Annotated in this window: 16 protein-coding genes and 1 pseudogene; 9 read left to right on the top strand and 8 right to left on the bottom strand. The window is 37.0% G+C overall.

Annotation, left to right across the window (positions count from 1 at the left end; translation table 11 throughout):
* Positions 1-448 precede the first annotated feature (448 nt).
* On the top strand, positions 449-2,410 hold the full coding sequence (locus DIZ80_09365) for a hypothetical protein (GenBank protein RDH82486.1): 1,962 nt from the start codon (positions 449-451) through the stop codon (positions 2,408-2,410).
* A 908-nt stretch (positions 2,411-3,318) separates the two neighbouring features.
* Here DIZ80_09365 and DIZ80_09360 read toward each other — a convergent pair.
* Together DIZ80_09360 and DIZ80_09355 are read right to left on the bottom strand one after the other, a co-directional pair.
* The gene (locus DIZ80_09360; GenBank protein RDH82485.1) at positions 3,319-5,271 is read right to left on the bottom strand and encodes a hypothetical protein; all 1,953 of its coding nucleotides are present in this window, start codon (positions 5,269-5,271) and stop codon (positions 3,319-3,321) included.
* A 14-nt stretch (positions 5,272-5,285) separates the two neighbouring features.
* Positions 5,286-6,107 carry a tungsten ABC transporter substrate-binding protein gene (locus tag DIZ80_09355; GenBank protein RDH82484.1) on the bottom strand — a complete coding sequence of 274 codons (822 nt, stop codon included), beginning with the start codon at positions 6,105-6,107 and terminating at the stop codon, positions 5,286-5,288.
* A gap of 1,378 nt (positions 6,108-7,485) precedes the next feature.
* Here DIZ80_09355 and DIZ80_09350 point away from each other — a divergent pair.
* Complete coding sequence (locus DIZ80_09350; protein RDH82483.1) at positions 7,486-9,831, top strand: hypothetical protein; 2,346 nt, start codon at positions 7,486-7,488, stop codon at positions 9,829-9,831.
* A gap of 573 nt (positions 9,832-10,404) precedes the next feature.
* Here DIZ80_09350 and DIZ80_09345 read toward each other — a convergent pair.
* The 4 genes and pseudogenes from DIZ80_09345 to DIZ80_09330 form a co-directional block, all read right to left on the bottom strand.
* On the bottom strand, positions 10,405-10,533 hold the full coding sequence (locus DIZ80_09345; GenBank protein ID RDH83140.1) for a hypothetical protein: 129 nt from the start codon (positions 10,531-10,533) through the stop codon (positions 10,405-10,407).
* Between the two features lie 180 nt (positions 10,534-10,713).
* A pseudogene (locus tag DIZ80_09340) lies at positions 10,714-10,827 on the bottom strand (DUF3187 domain-containing protein).
* 2 nt (positions 10,828-10,829) lie between these two features.
* Positions 10,830-11,564, bottom strand: a complete 735-nt coding sequence (locus tag DIZ80_09335; protein ID RDH82482.1) for a hypothetical protein — start codon at positions 11,562-11,564, stop codon at positions 10,830-10,832.
* A 450-nt stretch (positions 11,565-12,014) separates the two neighbouring features.
* Positions 12,015-13,079 (bottom strand): hypothetical protein, encoded by a 1,065-nt coding sequence (locus DIZ80_09330; GenBank protein ID RDH82481.1) that lies wholly within the window; start codon positions 13,077-13,079, stop codon positions 12,015-12,017.
* Between the two features lie 477 nt (positions 13,080-13,556).
* Here DIZ80_09330 and DIZ80_09325 point away from each other — a divergent pair, with 477 nt between their 5' ends.
* Positions 13,557-14,498, top strand: coding sequence for a hypothetical protein (locus DIZ80_09325; GenBank protein RDH83139.1), 942 nt, complete (start codon positions 13,557-13,559; stop codon positions 14,496-14,498).
* A 652-nt stretch (positions 14,499-15,150) separates the two neighbouring features.
* Here the strand turns inward: DIZ80_09325 and DIZ80_09320 are convergent.
* Positions 15,151-15,363, bottom strand: a complete 213-nt coding sequence (locus DIZ80_09320) for a hypothetical protein (GenBank protein RDH82480.1) — start codon at positions 15,361-15,363, stop codon at positions 15,151-15,153.
* 192 nt (positions 15,364-15,555) lie between these two features.
* Here DIZ80_09320 and DIZ80_09315 point away from each other — a divergent pair, with 192 nt between their 5' ends.
* From DIZ80_09315 to DIZ80_09305, 3 genes are all read left to right on the top strand, one after another.
* Complete coding sequence (locus DIZ80_09315; protein ID RDH82479.1) at positions 15,556-16,455, top strand: transcriptional regulator; 900 nt, start codon at positions 15,556-15,558, stop codon at positions 16,453-16,455.
* A 95-nt stretch (positions 16,456-16,550) separates the two neighbouring features.
* On the top strand, positions 16,551-17,024 hold the full coding sequence (locus tag DIZ80_09310; GenBank protein RDH82478.1) for a hypothetical protein: 474 nt from the start codon (positions 16,551-16,553) through the stop codon (positions 17,022-17,024).
* 12 nt (positions 17,025-17,036) lie between these two features.
* Positions 17,037-17,885, top strand: coding sequence for a TerB family tellurite resistance protein (locus DIZ80_09305; GenBank protein ID RDH82477.1), 849 nt, complete (start codon positions 17,037-17,039; stop codon positions 17,883-17,885).
* A 588-nt stretch (positions 17,886-18,473) separates the two neighbouring features.
* On the opposite strand, the gene DIZ80_09300 is transcribed toward DIZ80_09305, so the two are convergent.
* Positions 18,474-19,088, bottom strand: a complete 615-nt coding sequence (locus DIZ80_09300; GenBank protein ID RDH82476.1) for a hypothetical protein — start codon at positions 19,086-19,088, stop codon at positions 18,474-18,476.
* A gap of 661 nt (positions 19,089-19,749) precedes the next feature.
* Between DIZ80_09300 and DIZ80_09295 the strand changes: the two genes are divergently transcribed.
* The 3 genes from DIZ80_09295 to DIZ80_09285 all read left to right on the top strand — a co-directional run bounded on the left by DIZ80_09295 (position 19,750) and on the right by DIZ80_09285 (position 22,986).
* The gene (locus DIZ80_09295; GenBank protein RDH82475.1) at positions 19,750-21,183 is read left to right on the top strand and encodes a hypothetical protein; all 1,434 of its coding nucleotides are present in this window, start codon (positions 19,750-19,752) and stop codon (positions 21,181-21,183) included.
* Positions 21,184-21,201: 18 nt separating this feature from the next.
* Positions 21,202-22,719: a hypothetical protein gene (locus DIZ80_09290; GenBank protein ID RDH82474.1), complete on the top strand. Its 1,518-nt coding sequence runs from the start codon at positions 21,202-21,204 to the stop codon at positions 22,717-22,719.
* Between the two features lie 162 nt (positions 22,720-22,881).
* Complete coding sequence (locus DIZ80_09285; protein ID RDH83138.1) at positions 22,882-22,986, top strand: hypothetical protein; 105 nt, start codon at positions 22,882-22,884, stop codon at positions 22,984-22,986.
* Positions 22,987-22,992: the final 6 nt, after the last annotated feature.

Below are 22,992 nucleotides of genomic sequence, written 5' to 3'. Positions count from 1 at the left end.
GGAAAAATGGTGAGCCAGGAGTGGCTCGAATACTTGACCTGCCGATTATGAGAAGAATAGACTCGTAATTTTTATGCGTCTAGCTTGAAGAAATTTAAAGAGTTTCTTAATGTGAATTTTTGTTTTCTTGAAACGCGAGCCTGTCCCGAAATATTCTGAATGATCGATCCGATTATTTCTTCGAGTCTATGGTATCTGTGCAGTGGAGGGCCAGCTAGACCATAAGTGACGGCCCCTTTAATTATTGAGGTTATGAAAAAACTGGAGTTTTACAGATTTAATGGTGTGACATGCGATAGATTTTTGCTAAAAGGGCATTTATTCTTCTATACTTAGTCTAATCATTTGATAAATCACTTTTCCTGTCACGACAAGGGTAGTGTTACGTTTTCAATCTCAGAAATAGGTGTTTTTGTACCATGTACCACGCACATTATTTATTTAAAAAATGAATGAATCTGATTTAAAAGCACGTTTAATTTATTCGGAAGAAGCTCTCGATCTTGTCAGAAAAACACTTGGGGAACTTGGGAATGAGTTTGATTTAGATATCGTTCTCCAAAACATTGCCGTTCGAGCAAAAGACTTGATTCAAGCGAAAACTATTTTGTTGCCCATTACCGATGAATCTGGAGAAACCTATACCTATAGAGCAGGTGCTGGAGAAAATATTGATGAAATCCTCGGTGAAACAATGCCGTTAAACTACGGTATTTATGACTGGGTAATGAAAAACAAAAAGGCTTGGTGGCATGAGGTTATCCCTACTTTAAGCAAAGAAGAGCAGGATCACTGGAAAAAAAATGACACCATTATGTGGGTGCCTCTACAGGTTAAAAATAAGTTCCTTGGGGGTATAGCCGGTCAATATAGAATAGATGGGAAACCATTTAACAGGCGTGATCTTAACCAGTTATCCCTGTTTGCAAATATCGTCTCCATCGTGCTCGAAAATGCGATTAGCGTTCGGCAAATTGAGGCCGTCCATAAGACAAATACTGATCACCTGCTAAATCTCGAACGCCTTAACAAACGCTTATCGGATAGTAAAGAAAGCTTTGAGCATTTAAGTCTTTACGATACATTGACGGACCTACCAAACCGGTCGCTCTTTAAAGACCGCTTTAATCAACAGATTAATCATGCACAAAAGAATAATCAGTGCGTTAGTATTTTATTGATCGATTTAAATGATTTTAAACAGATTAATGACACTTTCGGGCATGAAGGCGGTGATCAGCTACTTAAATTGTTGACGAAACGATTATCAAGCTACCTCGAACAAAATGATTCTCTTAGCCGCTTAGGTGGGGACGAATTTGCACTTTTGCTGCCAGAAGGGGGGTATGATGAAGCGGTTAATGCGGCTAGTAGACTGCTGGCTTTATTTGAAAAGCCTTTTACCCTGAAGGCCGAAATAAACAATGGGAAAGGAGCAAAGGATGGCAACCTAATCACTACCCATGCCAGTATCGGTATTGCGATTTTTCCTGATCACGGGTGTGACACCAGCGCCTTGCTTAGACATGCAGACCATGCGATGTACTTGGCAAAAAAAAGCAAAAGTGGATTCAAAGTCTACGATCCAGAGGAAGACAAATCATCCCTCGTCCAAGTAACTATAATTTCAGAATTGCACAAGGCGCTCGACAAAAACGAATTTGCTCTCTATTACCAACCCAAGTTAAATATTCAAACCGGTAAGTTAGCGGGTGTTGAGGCATTGACTCGTTGGCCCAGGGGTAACCAAGCGATGACACCTCCCAGTATCTTCATTCCCTCTTTAGAGCATACAGGATTGATTAATCGATTTACAGATTGGGTTATTCAAGAAGCGCTCTCTCAAATACAGAGATGGAAAAAACTTAATTATGAAATAAAAATTGCGGTAAACATTTCAACGCAAACCTTAGTTAGCCAGGATTTTATACATACACTTCAAACCCATTTGAGCGATAATCCCTTACGTCACCAATTGTTGTTTGAGATTACGGAAAATGTTTTCTTACCCGATTATGAATGCATAGTCGGGGTCATTGGGCTTATTCGGTCGATGGGCGTTAATTTGTCAATTGACGATTTTGGTACCGGGTATTCTTCTTTGAGCAGGCTTAAGAAATTGCCAGTTAGCGAGTTAAAGATCGACCAATCTTTTGTTTGTGATATGGATACTAATTCTGATGACGAGGCCATAGTGCTATCTACTATTGACTTGGCGCATAACCTCGGCTTGTCAGTAGTTGCTGAAGGCGTTGAAACCAGGAATGTTTATAAAAAATTAATAGATATGGGTTGTGATACCGTGCAAGGATATCTGATCAGTAAGCCATTACATGAGGAGGCATTTAATGCATTTTTGAATGAAAACTTCGATAAATCGCGGACCTATCAGAAGAATAAAAAATATTGATTTCCCCTGTCGATAATAGGGCATCAATTGGCAAGCATTGTATTTTTCAATCGTTTCTGAGGCATAGCCGCCCTTCAGGGCTTACCTGGAATGGTGATAGTACCCACTCGTTAATCAAATTTTAAATTCCACTTTTGATAAATATTCAGAAAAAAGTTATAGATAATTTAAAAAGTTAATTAGAAATGAGTAGAAGATTCGACCTGCCGACTAATAGTCAATGGGTTTATGAAGTAGATTTCTGTAAGCACATGAATTGCATGATAAAAATTGTGGGCCCGGAGTGACTCGAACACTCGACCTGCTGATTATGAGAAGAATGAATATGAAGTTTTAATGTTTGTAAGTTGAAGAATCCTAAACGTTTTAATTATGTGTCTTGTTGTTTATCTTTAAATCCGAGCCTATCCCGAAACCTTTTGAGTGCACGATCTGAATACAGTCTTAAATTTATGGCTTCTGTGTCGTAGAGAGCCAGCGTTGCCAACAATACCGAACGACTCGAACTAAATCCGAACACGAACTTGTCCCGAAATATTTTGAAAATTTAATTTTGATCGTAGTCAGTTGCTCTGGTGTGATCTGGGTCTGATGGGGTATGCCTTTAATTTTTCTATTTAGGTCTACAATAAAGTGGCCATTCATAGGTTATTCTGAAAAGTGCTCCTACTAGCCATTTAGCAATTCAACAAGCCTCCAAAAAATGGAAAATTCCCATTAGAAATTGGAAACCTGCACAGAGTAGGTTTGTTATTGAATTTGAAGAACGATTAACTGATTATATTTAACTATGGCAGTTACACAGAATTATTTACACCGTCGTGTTAGCCGGCATAACGAAGAAAATATTTAATCTTTACTTGTTTCTATGAGCGGTTTGCGACAGAGCCCCTGGATTACCCCTAATCTTATGAAATAGTTTTATCCTGATAATTTAAAAATTTCTTCATAGAGTTCAGCAATGAATTTATCTTAACCGGCTTTATAAGGTAATCGTCAAACAGCAACTCTCTCTCCTGCGCCAATTTTCCCTTGATTGAAGCGGCCGTGAGTGCAACTACCGGTATAGTTGCTAAAGTAGCATTCTTTTTTATTAACGTTGTAGCTTCAACACCATCCATTTCTGGCATTTTTATATCCATAAAAATAATATCTGGACAATATTGTTTAGCTAACTCAACGGCCTCTAGACCATTTTCTGCTTCATAATATGTAAATGGTTGCTCCTTTAAGAATTCTTTGACTAGTTCCCGGTTCGCTTTAGTATCATCAGCAATTAACACAATCGCCTGATCAAACTGAACGCTCAGGTTTATTGCATGCTTCTCTTCAGTGTTAGCTGATTGCACCTCGACATCAACTAGTTTAAGTCTGAAGGTGCTACCTGCACCAGGCTCACTTTCTAAACTAATAATGCCATTGAGCATCCCCGCCAATTTTTGACATATAGCAAGTCCTAAACCTGTACCGCCATACTTGCGTGAATCCTGTCCATCCCTTTGCACAAACTGATCAAACACCTTGTCATGGTAGTCGGCTGGAATGCCAACTCCCGTATCTACTACCTCTATGATCAGATCTTTATGAGTCGGGTTATCTGTTTCTTTTACATCAACGGTTAGACATATATTTCCCGATTCGGTAAATTTAATCGCATTACTCATCAGGTTCTGAGCAATCTGTTTTAAGCGATATTCATCAAGCACAATATACTCGGGTACATCATCCGTAATGATCAACTTAAACTCTAGTCCTTTTTTAGATATAACCGGAGCAAACGAGCTTTCTATACTGTGCATAAACTGATACAGATTGAATTTATTATATTCGATGTTTAATCGTCCTGATTCAATTTTTGCCAGGTCAAGTACATCGTCAATAATTCTTAACAAAGAATCAGCACCATCCTGAATTGCCACCAGATAGCGTTCCTGATTGTTATCAATATCTGTTTTTGACAGTAATTCGGTATAACCCGTGACAATATTCAAAGGCGTGCGTATCTCATGACTTACATTCGACAGGAATTCAGATTTAGCACGTGAAGCTTGTTCGGCTGCTTTTTTCTTTTCCTCCAGATTCTTATTCACTAGTGATAAACGATCAAGCATGTGATTAAAAGCTTTGGCGAAAACATTAAATTCTCCGGGCATGTTTTCAGGTACACGTAACTGGTAATTGCCAGATGATACTTGTTTGGCATAATCGATAGTCTTTACCAATGGTCGGCCAACACTAATATCTAGTAACCAGATAAAGACGGCTATTAACGACAAGGTAGTAATAGCTGCAAAAAAGATAATTAACTTCAGGTTCTGCTTATATTCTCGCTCCGCAATTTCGACATCCAGCTTCTGCTGATTAACCAGACTCTCCTTGACTTGCTTTAGCAAAGAAACTGGCTTTTCCGTGATATTACCCAGATATTCATCAGTTTCATATACGGGATTATCGGACTGATTATAAATTTTAATTGCTTTACGAAAATTGAGTCCGAGCCTCGCATGCAGTGATGCAAATTGCAGTGTGCTTGCCTGAGCCTCCGGGTATTCCGACATTCTGCCCTGAAGTAACCTGGCCGAAGTTCGTGTTTTACGTTCTTGTTCGTAAAACTCCTGAAGATGAGAATAATACTTTTCCGGATTCAGGCCTTTTAATAGCAGGTTTGACCAGGACAGTAACTGTTTCTGAAAATGATTATCAATTTGCTCTGTCGCACGGATTAAGTTCTCTGAACTTAAATAAATTGTGTTTAACCGTTTAAATGACTTGTTCTGCATAACGCCAGCATACACTGCCATCATACTAATTAAAGTGATGGAGACAACTAAAAATAAAGCCAGTCGATATCGAATTCTCATTTTAATAACAACTTCTATTTTTGTAATAATGTATAAAGTTTTTCATTATCAATTGTAAGATCTCGTATTATTCTCAAACCATCTTCGCTTTTTATCCAGTCGATAAAACCCTTTGCATGTTTACTGGTTGGCCTTCTGTAACGCTCAGGGTTAATAGCAATTACACTGTAGATGTTATCCAGCATACTGTCGCCTTTAACATACACCTGTAATGAAACTCGATGCCTCATCTTTAGCCAGGTAGCACTATCAACCATAACATAACCCTGTTTTTCATCAGCGATCAGTAAAGTATCCTTCATATTCCCGCCGAATTCATAATACCAATCACCATAGGGTTCGATATTTGACATAAGCCAGATACCAGACTCTTTGTTATGTGTGCCAGAATCATCAGCACGCGAGATAAACAGGCTATTCCTTTCATGAATGTGTTTAAAAGCCTGCTGAACATCATTCATACCATCGATTCTTGCTGGGTCATCCGCAGGACCAACAATCAGAAATTCATTTTTCATTAACTTTGTATGGTCTACACCATAACCATCTTTGATAAATTTTAATTCAGCTTCGGGCGCATGCACCATCACTAGATCAACTTCACCTCGACGCCCCATTTTAAGAGCCTTACCAGAAGCAACTGAATAAAGCTTAATATTGTTACCGCTATGCTTTTCATAGACTGGTATGAGCTTTCCGATCAGGCCACTGCTCTTGGTACTACTTGCTACGGCCAACACGAGTTCATCTGATATAGATATTGCTGAGTACAACAGAGAGACAATCACACAAAGTGATTTAATTAGACGAATTACAATTTTCTTATCATGGTTCATGGAAACATACTGCCTCTTTTTCCATCTGAAAAAACTGCATTAAAGTAAAGACAATACATGAATCGCCACCAATTATCTAGATTGTTAGATTGCATTTAGATTTGCCCCGTTATTTGCACAGATTCTTGCACTTAGTTAAGGTGATTTTAATTTAATGAATTCAAACGATTAGACTACGCATGCAGGGTCAATAATGTTTGCAAAAGTGAGCTGTTTTTAGATCAATTTAACATGTTAAGGAGGTGTATGGTTTTGGGCTGAGTCAGAGAAGTGTAGAATTTAGTTGGTGATTTCTGAAGGGTCTGCCGACTAGTAGTCAATGGGCCTTTTTTTGAAGTTCACGTAAGCACATGAATCGCATGGGGAAAATGGTGGGCCCGGAGTGACTCGAACACTCGACCTGCCGATTATGAGAAGAATGGACTCATGAATTTAATGTATGTAACTTGAAGTATTTTAAGGTGTTTTCTAATGTGAGTTTCTGTTTATCACGAAACCCGAGCCTATACCGAATCGTACCTGCCTTGTTCAATCGTAAATGAACACAAAATCATGATTCTCTTATGTAGACAGTAAACGCTGCTAACAGATGCTATTTGATCAAACCATATTTGAACCCGAACATGTCTGAAGATTATTTTACCTTTAGTCGTAGTTATTCTCTCTAGTGTGATTTGGCTCTGATGTGATTGGGTTTGATTCTACCATTTAGGATTGTAATAAATCATTCATTAATAGGTTGTTAATTTTGGCTCCTAAAGTGGCCAGAAGAAAATATTTTATTTTTTACTTTAGCTTCAAACATATTGTCTGTGCCGTCTATTCTGTTTTGTAATGAATCTGATTAAGTTACTGTTTTATTAAGTCTAAAAGGGATTTGTAAGGTTTATAAATTTGACTTTAGTAACTATTCAATTCTAAGTTTAAAATCAGAATGGTTTATATAAATATGCACTTAATGTTGATTGTAATCAACATTAAAAATATATATTGGAGTGATACTTTTGTTGTGAGAGATTGAAAAATGATAAAAAAAGCTTCAAATAATAAACAAATATGTTTTAGAAACGTATTTTTTTATTCTTCGGTTTGTATGTTTAATTATAAGTAGAATTAATGATTGTTATCGACTTTTATTATTCGATTTTAGTTAGGCGATTTTTTTATGTATAGCAATATATATGCTACTGCGTGTTTATAAAATATATCATCTTTAAAAGTAAGATTTGTGATGTTGTGATGTTGTGAGTTGATTGTATGAGCTGAATTAAAATCTTATATTGAGAAGCAATGTACCTGTATCGGTGCGATATTTACTATAAAAGTGATATTGATTTTGTAGTAGCTGGCAGATAAACAAAAATGTAAGGGAATTAAAATGAATATAAAAAATATTTTTTCACAGGTTCTTTTCATCTTTACAGTATTTGTTCTAGTTTCCTGTGGTGGTGGAAGCGGTGACGCGGTTACAACTACAACGGGGCAATTCATAGATGATCCTGTACAAGGGTTAGATTACAGTTGTTCATCAGGTACGACAGGTATTACAAATATCAATGGAGAGTACACCTGTAATACCGGTGATGATGTAACGTTTTCAATCGGACCTGTTACGCTTGGAACCTTGTCAGCCCAGTCTTCATTTATTACACCTTATTCTCTATTTCCAAATGATACTCAGGCGGCTGTTAATCTGGCCAGATTGCTGCAGTCTATTGACTCGGATAGTAATCCCAATAACAACGTTATTACCTTAAGTTCTTCGCAGTTAAGTCTGCTTCCAACAAATACCGATTTTACGGATATTAATTTTGTTGCCAATATTGAAACAGCATTGGGAATAACTTTAATTGATGCTATGACAGCTATGAGCCATCTTTATGATGCGATTATATTAAATGGTGGAAATGTTCCAGATGGAGGTCACTTGCCGATAGCAAGTGCCGGGATGGATTTATCCGTGGTTGTACAGAATGCTATAGCACTGGATGGATCCGGTAGTTACGATGCGGATGGAGATAGCCTGACTTATACCTGGAGCATTGCATCAAAACCTCCTGGCAGTGTGAGTTTTTTATTTACCGGTATGAATACTTCTGCACCAATTCTTACGCCTGATGTTGTAGGTGATTATGTTGCACAACTTATTGTAAATGATGGTCTGGTCAATAGTGCCGCAGATACAGTGACTATTACTTCGACTGTCAGTGGCAATGTAAGTGATTCACCACCTTCTTTGGCCTGGATAAAGGAAGTTCGGGTTGAGACATCAGGTGGCCAGGATGGCGGTATAGCATTTGACTCGAATAATAACCTTTATATGGCTGCAGAGAGTCTGATTGATTTTAATGGTGATTTAAATGCGGGTTATCAGGATATTCTCGTGATGAAATTTGATGCTGCAGGAGACATGTTATGGTCTGATCAAACCGGTACGGCTAACACCGATCTGGTTGATGATATTGCATTCGATAAGAGCGCAAATGTATTGTATGTAACGGGTAGTGTATCACTCTCTTTACATGGACAGGATGTTATTGGGGACAGGGATATTTACATTATTAGTTATGATGCAGAAGGTAATCGATTGTGGACCATTATGGATGGAACCGCACAGGAAGAAAGGCCTTATGACATTGCACTGGATTCATCGGGAAATATTTTTATAGCAGGTGTAACCCATGGTAATTTTGATGGCAATACCACTCCTACAGGAAGAGATATTTTTGTCGCTAAATACAATAATTTGGGCGCCAAAATCTGGACCCGTCAACTACAGGGTGATAATTGGGAAAGGGCAGAAGGTATTGCTGTAGATTCGAGTGATAATGTTTATATCACCGGTTACACGGGCAGTGATGAGCTAGGTGGTGAAGTAACGAATGGTTCAATAAATTCATTTATTATTAAATATAGTAATGATGGAAGCAGATTATGGACAAGACTGATAAGCAGTGCGAATTCAGAATATGGATATGGTGTCGCCACTGATTCGAATAATAATGTCTTTGTTACCGGTATGACTTCGGGTGATCTGGATGGTAATACTAATCGCGGAGGATATGATCAGTTTACGGCTAAATATAATACCAATGGTGCCTTGATCTGGACAACTTTAACGGGTGGAACGCTGACAGATACTGCTAATGATATTGTTGTGGACTCCTTCGGCCGTATCTATATTACGGGTCAGATTGGAAAGTCGGAAACGGGAGACATAATGGATTATGTGTTAACCATGTTTGATACCGATGGAGAGGAAGTCTGGACTGTACAGAATACGCCTGAATATGGAAGAATAAGAGATGACAGAGGGAAGCATCTGGCACTTGATTCGGCCGAAAATATCTATGTCAATGGCACAACTTATGGTTCATTTTTTTCTACTGGTGATGACGCTAGTAATAAAGTATTTGTAGCCAGGTATAACAAGAGTGTTGCTGGTGGTCCATATAGTGTGGGTGGTTATGTAAATGACGCAATAGGCTCCTTTACCCTAACCAACAATGGTGGTGATGACCTGTTTATTCTGGAGGATGGAGTTTTTACGTTTGATACTCTGTTAAACGATGGTGCCTCATATAATGTTGAAATTCTGGACGGTAGTGATACCAGTCAGGGGCATGATTGTGAGGTGCTGTCCGGTGGATCTAACGGTGATGGTAGCGGAACCATAAATGGTGCCGATGTGACTGATATTGAGGTAAGTTGCGTCGGGATTTAGAAAGAACTGAAGCTGTTACGTAATCAATAGATTAATGAGCTGGATTGGGTTCAAGTCTTACATGACAAACTGCTATGGGCGGTTATTTTAGCCGTCCCATTATTTCGAATTAGTCTTTATTTTATATATAGCTACAAACTGATGTAATGTTACCGGTTAACAGGGTCTACTAAAATCAATTCATTTTGATTGTAGAAAGGCTGCTTTGTTAGTAATCTTTTTTTGTGTTCAAAATTCTGTTTTTCCTAAATAAATAGATAGAAAATTATTTAGGAAAAAAATTAATATCGGCCACCCGACTTATAGTCAATGGGTCCAAAATGAGAATTCACGTAAACACATGAATCACATGAGAAAAATGGTGGGCCCAGAAGGATTTGAACCTTCGATCTGAAAAATTGGCAAGCATTCGCGGGCTTTGCAATTTACAAAGGAGAGTCTGATATTGAATTTTATTCAATACGGTGAGAATTGGTTAATCTAGGAATGATTTATAATTTTTAAAGTGTTAAGCATTCGAAGTAGATAAATAAAATAGAAAATTTGGTTTTGAGGTATATCCTCGATTTTTTATTATGGAGTTGATATTGCAGGGCAGCCTGTATTATCAACTTTTATACCTTTAAGTGTGTTTGGGCAATGATCCCTATAATCAGGCGTTCCATCAGCATCACTTTGTTTGGGGCAGCCATTTACCGCAATACCTTTTGCTAAAGTTTCTAAAGTATCAGTAGGGCAGAAATCTTTACTATCTAAAACACCATCACCATCAGTATCAAATTCACAGCCCCATTTATCAACTGGAACAGCATGAGTCGTTTTCTTTAAGCGATTAGAGTTAACCACCATACTGTATTTAAAATTAGTTAATACCGGTTTATATTGAGCTGTATTAGGGCATTTATCTAACGTATCAGTCACTCCATCAGCATCGATATCTTCTGCTTTGATATCTGAAATGAAAAAAGTTATTAAAATAAAAACGTAATACTGCATATTTAACGACCAAGAATAATATCAACTTCATCTTGCGATAAATACTGTGCAACATAATTTCCAATACCAATAACCGCTTCAATTTTCCCAACATATGCACGTAAATGACTTTCTGATCCACTAATTAACGAGCTATAAGCCGTACGCAGTGCTTCTTCATCAGTATAGGTCAAGCCACATGGGCTAGAAAAACCTCTATCTACCATTATCTGAGGACAAACAGCAATGTCATGCATGTCTAATTCTTCAATCAATGCGCCTACATATAAAGCATCAAGCTCACTGATTTCAGCCTGCGATGTTAGTAATAGAAATTTTTCCTGGAAATACCAACCCCATTCATTACCTGTAAATACACCTAAGCTTGCGGGTAAATCATTAGTGTCTGGATTAGGGTCTGTTACATTAAACTGATCTAACTTATCCCGCATTGTATCGGTGTGTGTTTGCTCAGCACGGGTTGCAATCCGGTTGAAAATAGTTTGATCAGGGTATAATTGAGCCAGCCTTAGATAAACATCACGTGCCAACTTTTCTTCTTCACGCATAAAAATAAGATGTGATGTTTCTATTTCATCAAGCCCTTCAGTTGTTAATGAAGTAACATCCTGAGTGTTATCACTAACACCTGTTTGAGATGCAGGGTCGTCAGAATTACATCCAACTAATAAAAGAGGGATGAAAAATAAAATAATGGGAATAAATTTATATGTATTTTTGATAAAACTCTCCTTCAACTATAGAAAATTATACTAACGAATTTGTATAAAGTAGATGATAATTATCAATCATTTAAGGTGTTTGAGGGTGGTGTAAAAGAGAAAGTTATTTGGAGGAAATTTAACTTTAGGCTTGCCGATTATGAGAAGAATAGACTCGTAGGTTTAATGCGCCTAACTTGATGAAAGTTAAAGTGTTTCTTAATGTGAATTATATTGGGCTGTATAGTAATAAAATAAGTCATTATTTTTCTCAGGTTAAAAGTCTTTAATGTAATAGCAATTGTAAGTTTGATTGTGTTTTATTGATTTCGAATGTTTAGTGTCATCGTAAAAATCTAGCGTGATTACCAGTTTTTTGAATTTCCGCTGTTCAAACAGAGCAGACGTTAATATTTTTATCCTGATCGTCCACTTATGGCCGTATTGAAAAGTTATTTACTAAGATTGTTTAGGGAGGTGACTAACCTAGAATGTTTCTCCCACCTGAACATAAATAGCGCTATTGTCGTCACTAAATCCTACATCAATACCCAGATTTAGCTTTTTATCTTTTGTTACCTGCCAGCGTAAACCTGCGCCATAGGATGAGATTGTAGTTTCCAGTAAATCATTTGCTGTAGCTGCAGTACTACCTATTTCATAAAACAAAATGGTACCCCAGCGTGGCTTAAATTTATATCGCCATTCACCATGTCCGGAAAGGCTGGCATCATCCTTATATAAACCATTGGCAAAACCACGCATCTTCAGGCTTGGTAATAAATAAAAGGGGACATCACCAGTGGCTTTTGCAAAAACAGCGCTTAAGGCCATTACGCTTTTTTCTGATACTGAAATATAAGTATCGTAATGAGTGTCAATCTTCTCAAAGTTAAAATCACTGCCAATCTTCTCATCATCTCGCATCCATACAAATTCGAAATTAACACCGGTAGTGGGGTAATAGTTGTCATCCCTGCTATCAAATGTAGTCATTATCCCGAGGCCTGAGTTTGTCATATCATCTTCAACTGGCGGTAAAACTTCATTTGGATCATCAGCAAAAAATTCTACATTTGAATCTATATACATATAACGAAATCCAAGATACCAGTCTTTTGTACCCGGAAGGCGTCGGAGCAATTGTGAAAATAGAATATTTGACATTAAATTATATTTAATGGGGTTATCAGCTAATGGAGAGTGGCTGCCTATGCCAAAATAATCTAGATTGAATTCACCAGTACCTATCATAACCTGGTATCGATATAAATCTGAATTCCAGTTGCCATCATGAAAGCCACCGATTAATTGGCTGTCTGAGTTGGTATACATGCCAACCAGACCGCTGGTTGAGTTTGGTACCTCGGAGTCATTATCTTTAGGGTGAAGATAGAGTAAGGCTGCCTGTAAACCTGTGCCAATAGTCGGGTTTGAAACAGGAATAGGTACGGCTAACCATGAGCCTTGTTGTTCTGGTTTGTCTACATTATTTTCAAAATGACGAGCATAATCAAACTGTTCTATTATCTGCTCATCAACGGTTGCCATTAATGTGACAGGACATGTTAGCAGGATTAATATTGGGATTAAATTTTTCAATGTTATGTGTATAGTTAAAATATCAATGACTATGATATATTCTATATTTTAAAATAACAATTGGGCAGGTAGTTGAGTGCTGTTTAAGTTTTATTTTGATGATTGAAAAAACATTCAATCGTGGTGTTAATGCATTTCTAAACTATGTGATATTTATATAAAACTGTCATTTAACTGCTATGGTAAATATTCCAGTTCGCTGCGGCCACTTAATTAGTTGTTCGTTTTTGAAAAGAAACAATTAAGAACAATTGTTTTGACATTTGTGCTTTTTATAACAAAATAACTCCATATACTTAAAGGAAATACCAAGAAGGGCTATACATGAATCTATTGAAACTACACTCTCGAAATTTAATCCTTATTTGTGGCATCACCGCTTCTCTCTTCCTGCCATCCGTCGCGTTAGCGGAGAAATCCCAAAAAGTGGAAGTGGATGTATCCAATTTCACTCGAGCTGAAAGCGATCTGCAGATGAAGGGCTACATCAAAAAGGCTGGGGGCATTGGCAAGTTTCTCCATATGAGGAAAGTCTATCCGGTTAAAAACCAGACTACGATCCGGGGTAACCGCGACACTCTTTATTCACTGGGGGTTTTCGATCTTTCAACACCGCTTACGATTACCATGCCAGATTCACCTAAACGATTCCAGTCTATGATGTATTGCAGTCAGGATCATTCGGTCTTTCCAGCAGAACATAAGGGTGGCACCTTCGAATTTACCAAAGAGAAAATCGGCACCCGATATGCTTTTGTGATATTTAGAACTTTCGTAGATCCAAATGATCCGAAAGACGTTGAGGCTGCGCACAAACTACAGGATAAAATAAAGTTCAAGCAAGCGTCGGCGGGTAAGTTCGAAATTCCAGACTGGGACGAGAAATCTCTTCTCAAAATCCGTAAAGCTATTAATGTACTCGGTGCAGGCATTAATGATTTTAAAGGATACTTCGGTATCAATGGAGAGGAGGATTCGCTCAAACACCTGCTTGGAACAGCTTACGGTTGGGGAGGTAATCGTGAAGATGACGCCATGTATGTTAACTTTGTTACCAACAAAAATGATGGCAAAACAGCGTACGTATTGAATGTTAAAGATGTTCCCGTTGATGGTTTTTGGTCGGTGTCTGTTTATAACGCTGATGGATTCTTCGAGAAAAATGACCTCAATGCATATGTATACAACAATGTCACTGCAAAGCCAAACAAGGATGGCAGTTTCACGATTCACTTCGGGGGCGACCCCAGGAGCCTCAATTCCCTGCCAATCACGAAAGGTTGGAACTATGTTGCCCGTCTATATCAGCCACATAAAGAAATACTTGATGGGACGTGGATATTTCCCAGTGCAACACCTGTTAAATAGGCGCTCAGAATTCAAAAGAAAATATCTACAAACAATCACATACGCTCTCTCGGACAGCAAAAAGCAGAAGCCGCTCCGCTTTTTGCTGTCGGTAATGTGAGGCCTTGAGTGTCTGTTTTTATTTAAGTTTACGATATCAGGCATTAATCATGATCGGTAGCTAACAACAGTGAAAAGACTCATTTGTTCATCTAGATTTTAAATTCTACTTATGAAAAATATTCAGAAAAAGTTATAGAAAATTTAAAAGCTTTTTCTCAAAAATGGCCAGGCGCTTTAGGTCACCCGACTAATAGTCAATGGGTCTTTTTTGAAATTCACATAAGCATATGAATCACATGAGAAAAATGGTGGGCCCGGAGTGACTCGAACACTCGACCTGCCGATTATGAGTGGAATAGACTCGTAGGTTTAATGCGTCTAACCTGAAGAAAGTTAAAGTGTTTCTTAATGTGAGTTTCTGTTAATCTTGAAAGCCGACGCTATCCCGAAAGCATGCCATCTTATTAAAGTGGAAATGATTCCAAATTTATGGCCTATCATTTCTAGAGAGTCAGCGCTGGTAACAAACTCTACTTGATCGAACCAGATCCGAACACGAACCTGTCCCGAAAAGTATTTTAAAATTTTAGTTTTGAGACTACTCGTTCACTTATGTGGAATTTGGAAGCCTGTTATTTTTCTTCTTTATCTTTTTAATCATCGGACTTAGAAGTGTTTTCCAAAGATATATACCCAAAATAATTAAAAAGAATCCAGTGAATAGTTTTATTCCAAAGCTTAAAACTGTTACCCAAACAGAATATGTGCCAATTTTGACAAATGTAAACCCAAGAATTATTAGTAGTAAAAATGCCCAAATCATAGCTATCTCCTAGTTGTTATTTAAGCGTGTAACTAGAATGCGCTATCTATATGACAGGTGGTGTCGTTTATGTTTATTTAGTAATGCTTTCAAGATAGACAAGTCTATATGTGAAATTTGTATTAAAACGACATACCCTTTCGTTTTATACATAGATACTATACTCTTTGGATATCACCTCACGGAGTAATTATGAGTAAAGGAATCCATGACACCCTAGTTTACAGGTTGTCTCAAATGCTTGTGAAGCTAAACCAAGGTGAGAAACTCAGCCCTAATAATTTAGCGGATGAGTTTGGCGTTAATGTCAGAACTATTCAGCGTGATCTAAATGTACGCTTTGCATATCTGCCTCTTCAAAAAGAAGGTGGCTTCTACTCGCTTGATCCCCTGTATCTAGGAAAGCTATCAACTCGAGATATAGAGCGTTTTGCCGGTCTCGCTGGTGTTCAGAAACTTTTCCCATCATTGACTGATGATTTTCTACGAGATATTTTTGATAGTAGTACTCAATCAGCATTGCTTGTTAAAGGCTATAATTATGAAAACCTAACCGGTAAAGAAACGCTGTTTCGTGAATTAGAGAAATCTATTCAAAATAAGCGAAGAGTTAACTTTAGTTATAAGAAAGAAGGGGTTATAAAGCAATATCAATCTATAGAGCCTTATAAATTGGTTAATAATAAAGGGATATGGTATTTAGCTTGTCGTGACAGTGGTAAATTAAAAACTTTCAGCTTTTCAAAAATTATAACAATGATGCAATTAGATGATAATTTTGAAGCCGATTCTTCAATTGATAAGCTTTTATCTGAAGATGATAGTGTTTGGATTGGGGAGGAAACACAAGAGGTTGTCTTGAAAGTGTCAAAAAAGGTGGCGGATTATTTTAGAAGACGTAAACTGATTGTAAATCAAGAGGTTGAGAAAGAGTTGGAGGACGGTAGTTTAATAATTTCTACAAAGGTAGCAAATCATAATCAGATTATTCCAATTATCCGCTACTGGATACCTCACATTAGAATAATTAGTCCTGATGGGTTGCAAGAAGAAATGGAGCAGGAATTGATAGAGTACTTAAGTTCCGCATGAGCACAGTACATTTGGTAGTCAGTTCATAAGCATGATTGTATGAGCAGATAAGAATATATGTAGTATTGAATTATAAATGAAAAAGTGGAGCAAACATGAAAATAGAAGGTACAAATCCTGATACTGGCGAAGTTTACCAAGTTGAAGATGATAATATTAATAATGAGTTTATTGACTGGTCATCTCGCTTAGAAGTCTCTGATGCAAAGGTAAAACAGATGATTGATAATTTAGATATTTCAGCCGATTCAAAATCTTTACTTTATGCATTTACAAAAGCGACAATTAAAGTGGGTGAGTACATTATTAAGATTGGAAGAAAGATTTTCGATTTTATCTGTAAAATATTTACTGATCATCCCTCTGCAACATTTGGTGTAATTTTTGGGGCTATTGCAGGTTTTTTAATAGCATCTATTCCAGTACTGGGGTTTGTGTTAGGGCCAATAGCAGGGCCCATTTTAATTGTATTTGGTATGGTTGGTGGCTTAAAGGAAGATTTAAAAGATAAAGCCCTATCTAGAAAAATTGCAGAAATAAATGGTAAGTTCGAAGCTCTTCATGCATAAGGTTTAATTCTAATGAACGTGAATGATTCTTCTAAATGGTTCGATAATGTCGAAACAGTTATCGTTGAGCCCTTGAAATTTAAAGCTAAACTTTCAATCGGTGAGGATGCTTACACATCATTGAGAATGAAAAATAAAGTTTTTGAAGCTTGGGATGCATTTGGGGTTGGGGCTACAGCTGTAACAGTTGCGCAATCTTCAGCTGTAGCATCAACATTTTTTGCTCCAAGTGGCTTATTGGCTGTACTTGGAATAGGTACGGCCGTAACACCAATTGGCTGGGTTATTTCAGCCTGTGTAGTATCTACAGGAGCCTGGGTCGGTGTTAGTCGTTATCTAAAGGGAAAGACAGGTGACCGAGTTACAGTAATACCTGAGTTTATCAATACACCACTTGATATTCTTGGGCTTGCTCTATTTGATTTCATCGCTCCTTTAGCTTTGAGGCTTGCAAATATTGATGGAGATATTGATCAATCAGAGAAGCAAGTTATTAGTACCTACTTTATAAGTGAATGGGGGTATGATCCAATGTTTGTAGATAAAGGCATGGCTTATACTGAAGCGAATCTAGCTGATTTTTCGATCAAAGTCCTTGCGCATAATTTAGCGGAATATAAAAAAGAAAATCCAGACTGTAATTACCCGGCTATGTCTAAAGAGATTTTGGGTTTTTTGAATGAAATTATGCTAGCGGATGGGAGAATAGATGAGCGAGAAGAAATGGCAATTGATTTGGTTGAAAATATTTTTTCTGACGTTGGTAAAATTAATATCAAAAAAAATATAAAAGAGGGAGTTGATAAAATAACGAATACTATTGGGGGGTTTTTAAGTAAATCTGTTCAAAAATTTAAATAAACAGATACCTAATAATTATATTTGAAAGGTAGTGAGTGATCAAAAGTGGTGTGGCTTTAAGGTTCGACTTGCCGACTAATAGTCAATGGGTCTTATTTGAAATTCACGTAAGCACATGAATCGCATGAGAAAAATGGTGGGCCCGGAGTGACTCGAACACTCGACCTGCCGATTATGAGTCGAGATAACACGTTGATTTAATTGAAGTAACCTGAAGAATTGCAAGGTAATTTCTGATGTGAATTTCTGGTTTTCTCGAAACCCGATACTATCCCGAACTTGCTAGATTCTGTCTCCCGAAAATGAACCTGTATTTATGGTGTATCTGTTGCAGAGAGTCAGTACTGTCAACAAAGTTCACCTGATCGAACCATGCCCGAACTCGAACCAGTTCCGAAATTTCTTTGAAAATTTACTAGTTAAACTGAATTGTTCATTTCAGTGTGCCTCGATCAGATAGAGGGAGAGTATGATACCTTCTGTTAACACCATAAATCGGACTTTTGGCGGTTGCAAATATAATCTCTGTGGCTAGCGGAGTAAGCTAATCACTTAGTGTATGGATGCACACTAGGTAGATAATATAGCTTACTTATCCTTTGGGTCTTTGGTGTCACTATATTCCTTTGTATAACTAGCAACTCCGGTTCTTGTTACACATATTTTTTTTATCACCCCCTTTTCTATCTCGAAATTTGTGTTCCATTTAGGGTAGCTGGTTAGCTTAATTAAACCTTCTTTGTTGATACTGGTATTAGAAGGAACACCAAGTTTTTCAATTATCTTAGATTCTGGATCTCCTTTACTGAGCCCTTGTACTTTAGTGTAATTTCCTCTATTGCAAATAGTATCAACTTCAAGCACGCCTGCGATATTAGTATTGAGTGTGATGGAAATTTCATCATAAATTAGATACTTTCTATGATCATACTTTTCTTCTGCGTTGTAATAATAGTCTGGTTTTCCTTTTGCTAGAGTTAGTTCAACTTCGGTAATACCTAGATCAATGCCGCGCAAGCTGTTCAATACTTGTGGGCGAGCAGCATATTCTAAATATACCCAATAAGAAGCTCCACCTATTATTGATAGTGCAATAAGTCCACCAAATGCTTTTCCAATTAGCTTCCATTTGTTATATATTGTAATAATATAGAATATCGACATAAATATAACAGAAAGAAATATACTTGTTCCAATGCTCATGACTTCGCCTTATTGTCTTTTATAAATAGCAGCAGTGCTTGAAATAATTTTATGCATTTTAACCTTATAAAATCTCAAAGTCATACCGTCAATTATGGTGGACCTCTGGGGGGAGTGGTGCGGTTCGGAGGCCAAATTTTTAGGGTGCGTTGGAGTTGTCGGGAGAGGGGGGGTTATAGAATAGGCGTCACCAGCAATCGACAACAGAAAACAGCACCTATTTGCAGATATTAGGTGACGACAATAAGATGATGGGAATCGAAATTTACTACTGTTAGCATTCAAGCTTGTCTGGAATATTATAGTTGCTGCTCTGATAGTTGGCGAATTCGTGCTTTGCGTTGGATTTAATTTTGGGTATGTAATCGCCGTTATACTGATTATGATTTTTGCACCTAATTTATTGCCATTGGCTCAATGTGTACAAAACTATGGCTTGAATAGAGGCTATATAATTAGCGTTTAAAGCTTGAAGTGTACATAATGACGTATGAGAATGAAACGATAACAAGCAAGCAGAAGTCAAAATATCGATAGAGTATTGTATGTGAATTATTTAATTTTTCTGCACAAATATAAATAATGGTTACATTTGGATTCTCTAATAGAAATAGCATGTATCGATGATATCTAAATATTTTATAAAAATAAGGGGTTAGATTTGAGCAGCATAGACAATCTAGAAATAGATCGCAGCAAATATAAAAATGCCTTCATGGCTATTGATTATCGTCCTGATGCAAAAGACGCGTACAAATCAATCGATGATCTAGCTATAAGTTATAAAATTAATTTTCTTGAGCTTCTTGAAAGAGACCCAAAAGGCCCTGTTGAGGATTTCGTTTTCTCAATCAGGGATGAGTATAATGCTTGGTTAAATCCCTACAAGAGTTTACAGCTAAATAGTGTATTGCAGGAAGTTAGAAAATTAGGTAATGATGCTGAAAAAGAATATAAAAAAATTATCGATGTATTAGGTGAATCTGTAGATGCAAGTGAGGTTTTTTCAAAAATAAAAACCAAGTATACCATATCAAATGAAAGCAAAGCAGAATCAAGTCCCGATAAGAATGGTAGTTCAATACAAAAGTTAATGTCAAAATATAGCGTAACGCTCGAAGAGGGAAAGTATAAGTTTGAAGAATATAAATATGAAAATCTAATTGATGCTATTAATTATATAACGACAAACGTATTTAAGTATAAAAATAATAAAAAATATATCCCAATTGATATTCATTCATTTATTAGCGGATTGCACACAGAAAGAATAATAGATCTCATTAAAGAAGGGAAATATGATGGGCAAATCTTTGGTAACGAGTGGTATATTTTCTATGAAAATATTAAATCTAAAGAAGCCAGAATTTATGATTCATCAGCTGCCCCCCAGGATGACCCCGGATCAGACAGTCACGAACCTGTACGAGATAAGCGGAGCTATTTAACTCGTTTGTTTGAAGGTGACATTTCTCTGGTTGTCACGTACTGGATCTGGGGCGTACTAATCGTGGGGCTCAGTTCACGTATTGCCCTGCTTATTTACAATGAAAATTTTATGGTGATAGCTCTGAATGAAAATTCAGAGATGTACACAAATATTTTTAACGGAATACTCTTTGGGGCCAGTGCATTTATGTTGGTGTCTATATGGAGGAGTGCAGGGAACTATACAGGAAACCCTACTTGGAAAATTCTAGCCAGAACTGTTGTTGTTATCAATACATTAGTATTGCTGGGTAACTTTTCAAGTACGTATAATATAAGCGGTAGTTCAACATATGGTCTTGAGGAAGAAATACGCTTAATGAATAAGGGGTTGCCTATGATGTTAGATTCAGATACACGTATGGACAATGTCTCCTTGGTTGATAAAAACTATTTATATAAATATACACTGGTCAATGCAACAAACAAAAGCCTTGATAAAAAACGCTTCAAGAAAATCATGTTTGACTCGTTAAAAGAGACTGTTTGCTCTGAAAAATCATTAGTGTCACTGCTTAATCAGGATTATAAGTTTATTTATCGTTATAAAGATAAAAACAACAGCCTTGTCATGGATATCATTTTATCTAAAAAATATTGTTTGTAAAAAGTAATAGGGAATTTAATGGATTATATTAAAAGTCACTGGCGAGGTAATCTCTCTCTTACTATTTCGTTCTGGATTAATTTTATCCTTTTAAATATTATTCTTATGCCCATGGATAGTTGGCTGTTAGATGGTTTTAAAGTTGAAAGCCCGGTTGTCGTTGCCCGTATCTATATCTTTTTTGCGGTTGTCGCACCCGTAGTTATCTATCCTTGGCAAGTCGTAGGTCTTTGGAGGTCAGCCGATAAACATGCTAAGCGTATTAACAGTGTAACTTGGTCAGGCATTGTAAAAGTTTTAATTATTATAAGTTTTATTAGTATCTTTAGCCATACGCAGGAATCATGGCCTAAATACAAAGAAATGTATCATCTTGGTTTTGTTTCCGACGATATGGCCGTCTATACGATGGTCGTTACCGATGATGGCCGATATATTCACCTCAAAGGTCTTATGGGTTTTGGTGTATCAAAAGATTTAGCTAAAGTTATCAAAAACAATCCTATGGTAGAGGGTGTTATTCTCGATAGTCGAGGTGGCCGTATTTTTGAGGGCCGAGAAGTATCCAAACTCATACTATTAAATAATTTAAATACCTACTCTATTACCGGATGCTATTCATCATGTGGCACGGCCTTTATCTCTGGTGTGAAGCGCTATCTTGCTATTGGTGCTAACTTGGGGTTTCATCAGTATAAGAATACGCTTAAAAGTATAGATACTAAAACTAATATCATTCATGAAGAAAAAAAAGACCTTGAATTATTTCGCATGCAGGGTGTTAGTGAAATCTTTATCGAGCGAGTATTCCAGACGTTATCGGATGATTTATGGTATCCCACCATTGAAGAAATGCTTGAGGCAGGGGTGATAGATGGTTTAGTGAAACCCTCTGATCTAGTGCTGATTAAATACGATAAAGACTTTCTGGATGAAATTCACAAAGCCTTTGACGAATATCCTGTCTATATTGAAATTAAAAAGCATGACCCAACAAGGTTTGAAAAAATCATTGGCGACATGGAGCAAAAATTAAATACAGGCCTTTCACATATTGAAATTCAGCAGTCCATGTCGAAAGATATTGAAGATATCGCTATGCAGAGCTTACATCAGGCCAGTGACGAAACAATTGTTGCATTTACACAAGAAATGATAAATCTTTTAAAAGTTCTTCACTCTATCGAACCTGTGTATTGTTTAAAAAATATGTTCCCTGAAAAGTACGGAGCGTTAGAACTGGCTAAATATGTAAAGACTGATGAATTGAAGGGATTGAGTGATATATTTGTACTCGTTATTCGAGACAGTTATGTAAATGTGAATTTACCCATTGATAGTAAAGCCGCCGTTGATATTTTAGATGACCTTTATATGAAAATGGATGTGGATTTGGAATATATATATACAAAACAATTATCCAATCGTGAGGATTATTCAAGATCATGCAATGCTGTGATCAAACTTTATGAATATATAATCGCCCATGATAATAAAGTTGCAGCAAATACATTAAGGTTTATGTATTCACCTTGATATGCGTCTAAAGGTCTATATGGTGGATATTGGAGAGGCGAATCTGTTATGAAATAATTTGTAAAATTTAATTTCGGCAGAATCATCCGTTTTGGTATGGCCTGTATCCGATGGGGTGGTTGTTTGATCATTTCCAATGATGAATATTAGTTTAAGAGCCAGATTGTCGTATCACTTGTTGTACCTGTACCTGCTGCCGTCTTGTTATTCGGTTCAGGCCTTATAGGTTTAATCGGTTTGACTAAACGCAAAAGGATACATCTTTAATCCGAA

It is taken from the genome of endosymbiont of Galathealinum brachiosum, assembly GCA_003349885.1.
Classification (GTDB): domain Bacteria; phylum Pseudomonadota; class Gammaproteobacteria; order SZUA-229; family SZUA-229; genus SZUA-229.
This window is presented reverse-complemented; position numbering and strand designations above follow the sequence as displayed.